Source organism: Desulfovibrio intestinivivus (genome assembly GCF_053570665.1).
Map to the genome: position 1 here is coordinate 545603 of NZ_JBRBQT010000001.1, position 11641 is coordinate 557243.

7 protein-coding genes are annotated in these 11641 nt (G+C 49.5%); 5 read left to right on the forward strand and 2 right to left on the reverse strand.

The window, feature by feature from the left end:
- Window positions 1–133 precede the first annotated feature (133 nt).
- Together ACUZ9P_RS02280 and ACUZ9P_RS02285 are read right to left on the reverse strand one after the other, a co-directional pair.
- Complete coding sequence (locus tag ACUZ9P_RS02280) at window positions 134–1597, reverse strand: bacteriohemerythrin (RefSeq protein WP_449248483.1); 1464 nt, start codon at window positions 1595–1597, stop codon at window positions 134–136.
- Between the two features lie 901 nt (window positions 1598–2498).
- Window positions 2499–4373: an ATP-binding cassette domain-containing protein gene (locus ACUZ9P_RS02285; RefSeq protein ID WP_449248484.1), complete on the reverse strand. Its 1875-nt coding sequence runs from the start codon at window positions 4371–4373 to the stop codon at window positions 2499–2501.
- A gap of 21 nt (window positions 4374–4394) precedes the next feature.
- Between ACUZ9P_RS02285 and ACUZ9P_RS02290 the strand changes: the two genes are divergently transcribed.
- The 5 genes from ACUZ9P_RS02290 to ACUZ9P_RS02310 all read left to right on the forward strand — a co-directional run bounded on the left by ACUZ9P_RS02290 (window position 4395) and on the right by ACUZ9P_RS02310 (window position 11634).
- Entirely contained in the window at window positions 4395–4565 is a 171-nt protein-coding gene (locus tag ACUZ9P_RS02290) for a hypothetical protein (protein WP_449248485.1), read from the forward strand.
- Window positions 4566–4684: 119 nt separating this feature from the next.
- Window positions 4685–5452, forward strand: a complete 768-nt coding sequence (locus tag ACUZ9P_RS02295) for a dienelactone hydrolase family protein (RefSeq protein WP_449248486.1) — start codon at window positions 4685–4687, stop codon at window positions 5450–5452.
- Between the two features lie 1308 nt (window positions 5453–6760).
- The gene (locus ACUZ9P_RS02300) at window positions 6761–7858 is read left to right on the forward strand and encodes a glycosyltransferase (protein WP_449248487.1); all 1098 of its coding nucleotides are present in this window, start codon (window positions 6761–6763) and stop codon (window positions 7856–7858) included.
- 183 nt (window positions 7859–8041) lie between these two features.
- Entirely contained in the window at window positions 8042–9751 is a 1710-nt protein-coding gene (locus ACUZ9P_RS02305; RefSeq protein WP_449248488.1) for an LIC_10190 family membrane protein, read from the forward strand.
- Between the two features lie 860 nt (window positions 9752–10611).
- Window positions 10612–11634 carry a hypothetical protein gene (locus ACUZ9P_RS02310; protein ID WP_449248489.1) on the forward strand — a complete coding sequence of 341 codons (1023 nt, stop codon included), beginning with the start codon at window positions 10612–10614 and terminating at the stop codon, window positions 11632–11634.
- Window positions 11635–11641 lie beyond the last annotated feature (7 nt).

The window sequence follows — 11641 nt, forward strand, 5'->3', positions numbered from 1 at the left end:
TTAATGCCCTGAGCCGAAAAATCTTTTCGCGAATAATCACACAACGCGCCCCGAACTTGTAAACAAAAAGAGCCGGGGCAGACCATACTCCGGCTCTTTTTGCACATATCAGAGTTTGCTTTTCAGGCTACTGTCACTGCACGCCCTTGCCATTAAGAAATGGGCCATAGCGTTTATCCGTACCCATAATATGGCCCACGAGCCACTCTTTCAAAAAACGCATGATTTCCATGGTGACCTTGGCGCGACCACTTTTAAGCTCCTGCTCAAAGGCCAGAACTTTTTCTACCAGATCACGGTGCGCTTTTTTGTGCGCAGGCGCTTCTGCGTAGCCATAGCGGTCAAAAAATTCTTCTTCCGTGGCAAAATGCTTTACCGTGTATTGCTTCAGCCTGTCCAGCACGCCTGCAAGCACCTCTTCTGACCGGCGTTGCCGCATGGCGGAATTCAGCTCATTGATAAGGGCCACAAGAGCCTTGTGCTGCTCATCTATCTTTGCAACCCCTACAGAAAGATCGTTTGTCCAGCATATAAGCTGGTCAGAATCTACAACGCCGCCAAGATTTCCCTGCCCCATGGCGCTGACGATGGCGTCCAGTTCTTCTGCCTGACCAGATATTTCCACAAGCACGCGAATGGAATTATTGACGTGCTCCGCCGTTTCCTTTGCGATGGTGTTGACTTCAGCCGCACCTCTGCGAACATCTTCACTCGCCGCGGTCTGCGCCTGACTGGACGCCGCGATGGCAGAAACTTCGTTGGCGGCCTGCTGAACAAATCCCGCAATCCTGTCCACATCTTCAGCGGCCTGTTCGGCGGCGCTTGCGCTTGTAACAATATCTTGCGCGGCGGCATCCACAGCCTGAACATTTTCGCGCGCCTTGGCCTGAATATTTCTCAATGACTCGCCGACCTCGCTGGTGGCCTTCATTGTCTTTTCCGCGAGCTTCCGCACTTCGTCGGCGACCACGGCGAATCCGCGGCCAGCTTCGCCTGCCCTGGCGGCCTCAATGGCGGCGTTCAGGGCCAACAGGTTTGTCTGATCCGCGATGTCGGAAATAACTCCCAGCACAGTTCCAATGCCCTCGGCCTGTTGCCCAAGATTGGTCATGGTTTCCTTGAGCAGCAGAATACGCTCTTTAACCTGATCAATAGAAAGAACTGCCGAGCGCACCCCCTGCGCGCCCGACACAGCCCCCTGCTGCGCCAAAGCAGCGTCATCCGCAGCTTTAACGGTATTGAGCGCTATACTCTGAATGGCGGAATTAATCTGCTCTATGGCTTGCGAGGCTTCATGCATTCTTTCCCGCTGATGCACCACATCGCGATCCACATTCTCCATGTTTTGACCAAGTTCGCGGATACCGGAAAAAATACTTGAGGATGCAGTGGCCGCTTTTTGCGAAGCGGTACGCATGTCATTGAGCAGTTGCCGCACCTGCGCTTCCGCAGCGCGGCTTTCCTGCAATGCAAGTTCGCTGTCTGCCGCGAGCCGGTGCGCTTCGTCGCCTTTATGTCGGGCATCTTTAAGGGCCTGATCCAGCGAGGCGACCATAGTGCAAATACTCTCGCGCAGGTCTGAGTATTCTTTGGGCATGGTGTACGCTGGGCATGCTGTGGGGCGGCCACTGGCGATCTCTTGTGCGTAATCACGTATGCTGCGCAAAGGAAGTATCAGCTGCCTATAGACAGTCCATATTAAAAAAAGACCAGCCGTGGCCGCCAATAAAAATAACACACCGTGTATTATAAACGATGCATTAGAAATAACGCCATATGTGAATGATGCTGCGCCACCGCACATCAGCACGACAGCAGAAGAAAACAACCGGAATGAGAGGCTTGTTCCTGATGCAATAGCCATGACATATCCCCTAATGTAGTCGATTGTCGATTTTCAGGAAGCAAAAACTGTCTCGATAAAAATGCAGGCTAAACAACTCTACGGGAACATTAATAATTTTTGTATATAATTATACAAATTTAAATGCAACTGTCACTAAAGAAATACGGTAGCTTCCTATCTTTTAAATCGAGGCAAAGAGCCTACCCATTCTTGAGTAGTCTGTTTAATAAAATTAAAAAAAACGTTAGAGATTCGCCGCCCCATACGTTGCCCCTAGCATCACCCCTGTTTGAGACATAACGGATGCATTAAATTTTTTATTAGCTGAAAAAATAATTTTTTTGGAAATAAACAAAATAACCACTGTCATACTGAACAAAATAACGAGTATTAAAACGTCCCACTACAGCAACAAAGGAAAGCATGCGCGCTTCAAGCTCACACGTGCCCCATGATAGCCACGTGTGATATAAAGTCGCACATAACCGGGAGCATGCTTTCACATAGCGAACGCATAATTGCGGAAGCTGCACTCCGGTAAGAGTGCAGAATGGTGCCGGGGAGGAGGAAGGCGGCTTAACTCGAAAAAAAGACTGGAGCCGCATGTACGGCATTACTCGATACATACGGCTGACGCTGGCGGGAGTACGCCCTACCCGGCCAGTTCGCCCAGCTCTTGCCGGCGCTGCTCCGCAAATTCCCAGCGCAGCAGCAGCTCAGTTTGCTCTGTTTCCAGCGCCACCAGCCGATCTGTGATTTTGGCAAAAGCATCTGGATCGCGGGCGAACAGTTCCGGATCGGCAAGTGTTGCTTCCAGAGTTTTCTGCTCCTGCTCCAGAGCGTCCATACGCTCCGGCAGGGCTTCCAGCTCTTGGCCCAGCTGTTCAAATTCCCGCTGTTCCTTAAAGCTGCGTCTGCGGGGCTTGTCCGAGGCGGGGCGCTGGTTTGTGCGAGCGTTTTTCTCTTCCGGCTTGCGCTCCTGCGCAGGGGTCGAGCGCTGGCGCAGCCAGTCGGTATACGCGCCAACATACTCGTGCGCCATGCCGTCGCCCTCCAGCGCGATGACGCTGGTGACAAGATTATCCAAAAAACTACGGTCATGGCTGACCACGAGCACAGTGCCGGAATAATCAGCAATCAGCTCTTCGAGAAGATCAAGGGTTTCCGCATCCAGATCGTTGGTGGGTTCGTCCAGCACCAGCACGTTGGATGGCCGGGTAAATAGCTTTGCCAGCAGCAGGCGATTGCGCTCGCCGCCGGAGAGCACCTTGACCGGCAGGCGCAGGCGGTCGGGAGTGAAGAGAAAATCCTGTAAATATCCTGCAACATGGCGCGTGCTGCCGCCTACCGTGACCACATCGTTGCCCTCGGCGACGCTGTGCATGACGCTGGCTTCCGGGTCGAGCGTTTCGCGCAACTGATCGAAATAGCTGATTTCAAGATTGGTACCGAGGCGCACCTCGCCTTCAGTGGGCTGCTGCTCGCCCAGTAGAACGCGGATAAGCGATGTTTTGCCCGTGCCGTTTTCGCCGATCAGGCCCACGCGGTCGCCGCGCTGAATGATTGCGGAAAAATTGCGGATAAGCGGCGGCTGACCAGGGTAGCCAACTGAAATATTGTCGGCCTCAATAACCAGCTTGCCCGAGCGACCAGCCTCCTGCGCGGCCATACATACGTTGCCCTGTCTGTCGCGCCGCTCGGCGCGCTCGGCCCGCAGAGCCACAAGCGCGCGCACCCGGCCCATGTTGCGCGTGCGGCGGGCCTTGATGCCCTGCCGAATCCACACTTCCTCCTGCGCAAGCTTTTTGTCTTGCAGCGCAAAGGCGCGCTCCTCGGCGGCAAGGCGTTCTTCGCGCCGCTCGGGGTAACGGTCGAATCCGCAGGAATAGTTGTGCAGCTTGCCCCGGTCGATCTCCACAACACGCGTTGCGAGGCGCTTGGCAAAGGCCCGGTCATGGCTGACAAAAATCAGGGTGCGGGCCTTGCGCAGCAAAAAATCTTCCAGCCAGGTGATGGTGGCGATATCCAGATGGTTGGTAGGTTCGTCCAGAATGAGGTCTTCGGAGCAGATGAGCGCCCGCGCCAAGGCCACGCGCCGCTTGGTGCCGCCGGAAAGGGAGGTAAAATCCGCATCGGGATCCAGCCCCAGATGATTGATGACGGCAAGCACATCGCCGTAGCGCTCCCAGCCGCTGGTCAGCTCAAGGCTGTGCTCGGCCCCGGCATGCGCGGCGGCAAGGGCCGTGCCCTCCTCGCCCAGAACCTCCGCCACCAGAGAAAAAACCGTGCCGCGCCAGCGTTCCGGCACATCCTGCGGCATCTGGCCTATGAGCGTGCCGGGGCGGATAATCATGCCGGAATTGGGCTGCATCTGCCCGCCGAGCAGCGCCAGCAGCGATGACTTGCCCGCGCCGTTGCGGCCCACGAGGCAAAGCCTGTCGCCCACTTCAACCGAAAAATCCGCCGAGTCCAGTAGCGGCTTGCCGCCGAGGTTCAGGGTAACACCCTGCATGCTCAAAAATGCCAAAATATTCTCCAACGCTGTGATATGATTCTGCTTGAGGCTGCCGCTGCTCTGGGTTGCGGCTGCCCTGCGGATGTGTGCTTTGCGTGCCCTGCATACCTGGCGGCCAGCGCTGTGCGCAAAAACGCGCTGCACCTGCGCCCCGCAGAGGCGTATCATTACCCCAGCGGCGAAACTGACGCAACGGGCCGCTGACAAACCTGTGCGCGGCACATTTCGCACAACACATATGCTCAGGCGATCTTGTATTGCCCGCACAAAGCGAGTACCCGAAGACATTGCCGGAATTTCACTCATTACACACGGACGGGAATATGCGGAGCGCAAAAACCTTTTGCTGGTGTTTTCTCTTTGTGTTTTTTGGCGGATTTGGCTGCGCCCTTGCGGGCGATATTCAGGTTCACGAAGCCACGCAAACGACATCCCAGGGGCCGGTCGCGGTTAAGGCCTTTCTCGCCGCCGGGCAAGGGCCGCACCCGGCTATCATTGTGCTGCACGGCAGCCAGGGGCTGGATAAATTCCGGGCATTTTATGAGCGCAACGCCACACAGCTTGCCCACGCGGGTTTTGATACCTATGTGCTGGATTATTATAATGAGCAGGATGTCGCATGCTCCAAAACTGTGGAAACGCGGCGCGCAAATTTTTCAAAACGTATAGGCGCGTGGTCGCAGATGGTCAGCGATGTTGTGACAGGCGTGCTTGCGCAGGGGCACAAGGCGCGCCCTGTTGGCATTGTGGGCTTCTCTCAGGGGGGATATCTGGGCACATCCGTAGCCAGCAAGGATACAAGAATCGCGGCGCTGGTTGTGTATTACGGCGGTATTCCCGCCCAGCACAGGGCTGACGGCAAGCACCCCATTACCCACATGCCGCCGCTGCTGGAACTGCACGGCGATGCGGATACCGTTGTGCCCATGGAAAGAGGCAAGGAACTGATGGAACTGACCCGCAGCCTTGGGCAAACCGCTGAGATGGTCATCTACCCCGGCGCGGGGCATGGCTTTAACCGCTCTGCCGCCACAGACGCTGAACAGAGGACGCTGGAGTTTTTTCAGCGGGTGTTGATGGGCAAGAGGTAGGGGGAAGTGACATTCAAACTTTTCACATTTATAACACTTGGCATATCTACATTATTTAAGAAATCAGCATAGCCTTATTGTAATATTAACAAAACATACGTTAGTAAAATGCGAGATATTGTCCAAACAAATAAAAAAATTAGCGCGCTTCAACTAAAATTTTCCTGCGCTTGTTCCCAAATTTAATCTTTTCAAAATTATGCTTGCTGTCCTCAATATCTACGCGACGAAAAAAGGTCGCCCCTGCCAGCTATCGCGCGATTTTTTAACGACCTTGAAACCGTTCCGGTATATTCAACCCTCCCCGTGCAGAAAACCTGTTCAAACCGGAAGCACCTGCCCTCGCAAAAAGGCAGGTAGAAAACGCCAGGGGTATTGACGTCCAGCAGAGTTCTTACAGTGTGCGGCGCTAAGGGATAAAGCTTGCCACCACAAGACAACGCCTTCTGGTCCAGCACACGCCGGGATTTCTTGATTCGGGCATTAACATTTTACCATTCAGCCTTCCACTCAGCCCGCAGGGCACGAGAGCCTCCCAAAGAACTCCTTGGATCATCAAACTCCTTTCCATGTATGAACCACAGGGTACATGGCTGGCGGAATACGCAATTCCCTTATGGACAGAGAGACCGGGCTGGATATACTTGGAATGCGCCTGGTTCCGTCTACGACCTCGCCGGAAAATTGCGGCGTTAAACGCTTTGACAGGGCGCACGAGCAAAAGGTACATGTGCATGCAGCCTGCGACATACTGCACTCATCACCCCGCAAGCCTTCGCTACCGGCGAAAGCCTGCCGCGCCTGACGCTGATGCGAACCAAAGATAAGTATGAAGTGCTGAAAATACGGCGCATGGTGTTCAGCGTGGGCTCCGGCAACCGGGACGACCACTCAAAATCTTCCCTTTGTGCAGCACAAGAAAAATCTGTGGTACGCCCTCGATTTATGACCTTTGCAGTCAGAAGGTATTAACGGAAACAGACTTGCGAGGTCAGCAACAAGGGCCAAGGCCATAAGCGAAAAGGATTTTCCGATAGCTGCCGCGACTGTGGACGTGCACACGCCGACAATTAGAGAAATTGTGCTGGTGGATGGTTTTTTGGGCGGAGTGGAAAAGTAAGACGCTCGGTTGGCGGAGCTGCTACCCCCAAGGTTACAGAACACGGTTAACGAACAAGTATCAAAAAAGTCATTTTGACACAGACAGCAACACAATTTATGCAAGTCACCACCTGAACAACTTGCCTGCTGAAAAAACATACAGCGCATTTATCAAATTTGAATAATATCTCTTGGGGGAAGCATTTCGTGTCAACCAGCCTTTCGCTAATTATTCCTTGCTATAATGAAGAGAACACGCTGTCTAGCTGCGTTGAAAGATGCCTCGCGCTGCGTGATGAAGGTATCAAACTTGAGCTCATCATCGTGAACGATTGTTCAACTGATCGCAGCATGGCCATAGCCAATGAACTTGCAGCTGCACATCAGGAAGTTGTCGTGCTTCACCACTCTGTTAATCAGGGAAAGGGAGCGACACTGCGCACGGGATTTTTGCAAGCAACCGGCGACTACATAGGAATTCAGGACGCTGATGCGGAGTACGATCCTAAAGACTACCTGATGTTACTAGCACCACTGCTGGAGGGTAAGGCCGATGTAGTGTACGGCTCCAGATACCTGCGACAAGAAACCCGGCGGGTGCTATACTTTTGGCATACTTGGATGAACCGCTCGCTTACGTTTATATCCAATATGTTTACTAACCTAGACATCAGCGACATGGAAACCTGCTATAAACTCTTCAGGCGCGAGGTCATTCAGGCTATTGCCCCAAAATTGCAAGAGAACAGATTTGGCTTTGAACCAGAAGTTACCGCCCTTGTAGCCCAGATGCACTGCCGGGTATACGAATGCGCCATTCACTATACCCCGCGAACTTACGAAGAGGGTAAAAAGATCGGCTGGCGTGATGGCATACACGCCCTCTACTGCATCATGCACTACAGTGCGCACACCGCCCCGCTTCCAATGCAATTTTTGCTGTATTTCTTTATCGGAGCTATTAGTGCACTATCAAATATTATATCATTTGCTTCATTAACAGGAGCAGGACTTAATATTTCTTCCGCGATCATCCTTGCTTTCATTATCTCGACATCAATAAACTATAAGCTATGCATTTCAATTCTTTTCCGGCATAATGCGCGATGGTCTTCCCCAAAAGAAATATTCGCCTATGCGCTTGCATCTATAGGCATGCTTGGCCTTGATTATGCTGTAACATATGGGCTAATCGCCCTCACAGTGATGCCTGTTTGGAGTAAATTCTGGGCGGCAGTAATTGGCTTTGCAGGAAACTTTACATTACGAAAGTATCTAATTTTCCGAGAAAAAAACAAAAAATAAACTTAGCGCCTCTTCGCGATGCAGCCAATAAAGACCATCACTGGATCCTCATACATTTATCCCTAAGAGGCACCAGAAACAACAGTTGCGCCGGATTCACATAACAAGTCAAATATGCTGCGCGCTGCTTATTGCTGTATAAAGCCACTATTTTCTTTGTGCCGCGCGTATTGGAAAAAATGAATGATTTGCATCTATCTTTGCACCCTTGCGCTGTTTCTTGCTACCAGTAGTGCTGGATTTACATTTTTTTCATTATTGCGGGTTACTCCGCGCAATCCATTTTTAGCTTTTTTTGCGGGCGTTTTTTTAGTCAGCCTGCTGGCTATGGCGGTTTCACTGGTTAAGCCGCTCACCCTCCAATATTCCCTCTTGTGCCTGACCCCGGCGCTGTTTGGCCTTAAGCAGTTGCGCAACCTATTCGTCTCCCCGGCCAGTCAGCCGGGGCGGCACCTGCCCGTATTGGCATTCTTTTTTGCCATAGCGGGAGTTTGCGCTCTAGGCACAGCCTATGCGGAATGGACAGGCTATGCCTACGACACCGACCTTTATCACATTCAGATTGTGCGCTGGCTCAATGAATATGGCACACCGTGCGGCCTTGGCAATCTACATTCCAGGCTGGCAAACAGCTCCCTATGGCCCGTTTTTGCAGCTCTTCTAAACCACTCATTTCTTCAAGACAGCACACCATGGATCATGATGCCGACGTTTATAACGGCGTTTACAATGTATTTTGTACATGACTTCATGAACAGTTCATCCCAATCTCTTCGCGCCTACGCATTTTGCATGTTTCCAGTGTGCATTTATAGCCTCATATTTTGGAATTATCCCAATCTATACCACGATTTTCCTTCCATGGCTGTTTTGTGTATCTCTGGCGCAGAGTTGCTGAACATGCTCTTTACCAAACAAAGTAGAACGTTAAGTTCAACTATTTCTGTAATAACATGCATTACCCTTTCTTTTTTGATCAAACCACTTTCGGCAATATCAATATTGATTGTAACTCCAATTGCATTATATTACTACTGTACATCAACAAATTTTAAATTTAGTAATATTCTGATAATATTTGTGTTCCCATTACTCGCTGCCATTCTCTGGTGCGCAAAAAATGTCATCACTTCAGGGTATCCATTTTTCCCCATTTCCATGCTCCCGTTTAATGTAGATTGGGCCATGCCACTCAGGGATGTGACAGGCAATGCAACCGCTGTGCGCGCATGGGCGCGCATGCCTGGACCAAATCATCTTGAAGCATTTGAGCGTGGTATTTCTTTCTGGTTTTTACCTTGGGCTAAGGCGCTCATCTCATCCAAACAGGCAATTCTCACAACACTACTTCCTTTTACTGCGGGTTGCGTATGCTGGTTTTTTATTCGCGAGCAGCTTACTTCACGTAAAATATTGTGTCTCTTTGGCTGGCCGCTGCTTTCCATCGTGTACTGGTTCTGGATGGCGCCAGACCCGCGCTTCGGCAGGGAACTTTTCTGGATGTTTTTTGCCTTGGGGGCCGCGTGTTTCGTTCAGCATTGGCCAGTTACTGGCACATCCATTCTGAACAACTTTTTCAGATATAAAGACAAACAGCGCCAACTCTTCGTCGTAATAGTCCTTTTTTTCATGCTTGCTTCAAGTGCCATATCATTCATGCACAGATTACAGGGCAACAGTGTCGCGTGGGTTTCCCTGGGAACTATCAATCCATGGCCCACAAAACTTATAACTACAGAAAGCGGTGCCGCTCCTTTTGACATATATATTCCATTTGACGATGATAGATGCGGCAATTCACCACTACCATGTGCTCCAACAGTACCACAGCATACAGTACGGCGTGATGTCATAAAACTTGGGGCTGGATTTCGTCCAAATACCCACCAGTAAAACAAGTATCGCACTACTATTGTTGACTTTACCCGACGAAGCTGGAGCGACTTGAGTTAACCTGTCGCATGCCAAACCACGCAACTTGCGCCCCTTCTTTCACTGAGCAGTATTCAACGCATAAGGTGTCAGAGACAAAAATTCTTCCGCCTCTTCATCTTTGATGCTCATGATCATCTAAAATGTCCCCCCATGGATGCTTCCAGCAAACAGCCAAACACTCTTAGAAGTATTCTCAATGTATACACATTACTTGCAAATACAACCCGAGCTGCGGGGAAACATTCTGGTGGCGTTCAGTCACGTGCTGAACACCTCGTCTTGCATGAAGCTGTTGTCTACCCTATTGTCCCGTTTCTTCGCGGTCATTCCTGTCGCGGGCCCTTCCCCATTTTTCCCGCAAATCTCGTCAAGGTATGCAACGTAGGTCGAGAACTCGCTAAAAACATACCCTGTTTAGACACGAAAACGGCGTACTGCTATCTAAAGCAATACGCCGTTTTTATTATTTGCTAATGGCGGAGAGGGTGGGATTCGACAATATCCACTAACATAAAGAAATATCATAATAAAAAATAATTCCCCCAACAACAATATCCGCTTTTATATCCCATTAAGAAAAAAGTAAGAAAAAATTGAAATGCTATCCTCACGAAAAAAATAAGTACAAATCCCGCCACAATCCCTTCAGCATTCTTTACGAAATCAAGCAAGGTACACGCTGAAGATGACCCCCATTCAAAACAATCTGAACTTTTTTGTAGGCCGACCGAGTCTTGAAAACAAATAGAAGCATGAATATATTGAATCTTGTCAAAAACCGAGGTAATTTCGAGAAAAAAATTTTGGGGGGGGAATAAATGGATTTTTCAGTCATAACCATCCACACAATTGACCTTGAGCAAACTATGGTTCTTAACCGTACGATACCACAAGGATTTTCCGAATTTTCCTCTGAACTGTTTGACCACATTGACAACAACAAAACGACAAGGAACTACAAAACAAGATCGTTGAATACAGAGGTAATTAGTGCAGCGACTGAAGTCAGCAAAAATCAATCAAAGGAAATGTTTCATGAAAAATCTGAAATCATTGCAAGTCGCTTACTAAGAGAAGAACTCAATGCCCAAGATTCGATAAAAAACATGAATGGGATCGTTCGAAAAGGATCGTGTATTCAAGCATTTGCACAATCCAGCAATGGTTTTATTTATCTTTTGGCAAAAGTCCAGCACCGTAACTACATTGACGACATTGAACTTATCTCGAGGACTGGATTTCCGCAGGATCAAAAAGGCATTTGGAAATCATGTCTCATTTTCTTTGACTCCAATTGCAACATAAATACAATTAAGGTATATTCTGACAACGGCGCAAAATACTGGAATAATACTTTTCTAGAACTCGATCCTATTAATTCTGATAATGATAATACGGCTAATTCATTTAGTGCAATTGATAGTTCACTAAATATTCTTAAAAGCCACCCGCGAGACAAATTAATTTTCCGTAACAATATCATTACGTATATAAAGACACATGATATAATAAATTACGATGAAATGATTTCTGATTGTGTTTCAAGAATTGACAACACAAGCGTTGAGAAGGCAACGATTGAAAAGTTGCAAAAAAAGTTGCTGGATCTTCCTGACAAAAAAAACTTTGATAGACAATTCACTTCTGCCCCCAAAGCTATTACCGCTAAAGTCCGAAAAATCTTCACTGTGAGCCAAGGTATTAAGTTACAGATAGATATTACAGACGGGAGCCCTTGCGACAAAATTGTTTCGATGCAAGATCACTCCACGGGCGAGAAATTTTTAAAGCTTGCAGTTGAAGATGAAACAACCTATCAAGCCTTCCTAAAAAGAAATTAGGAGTTAT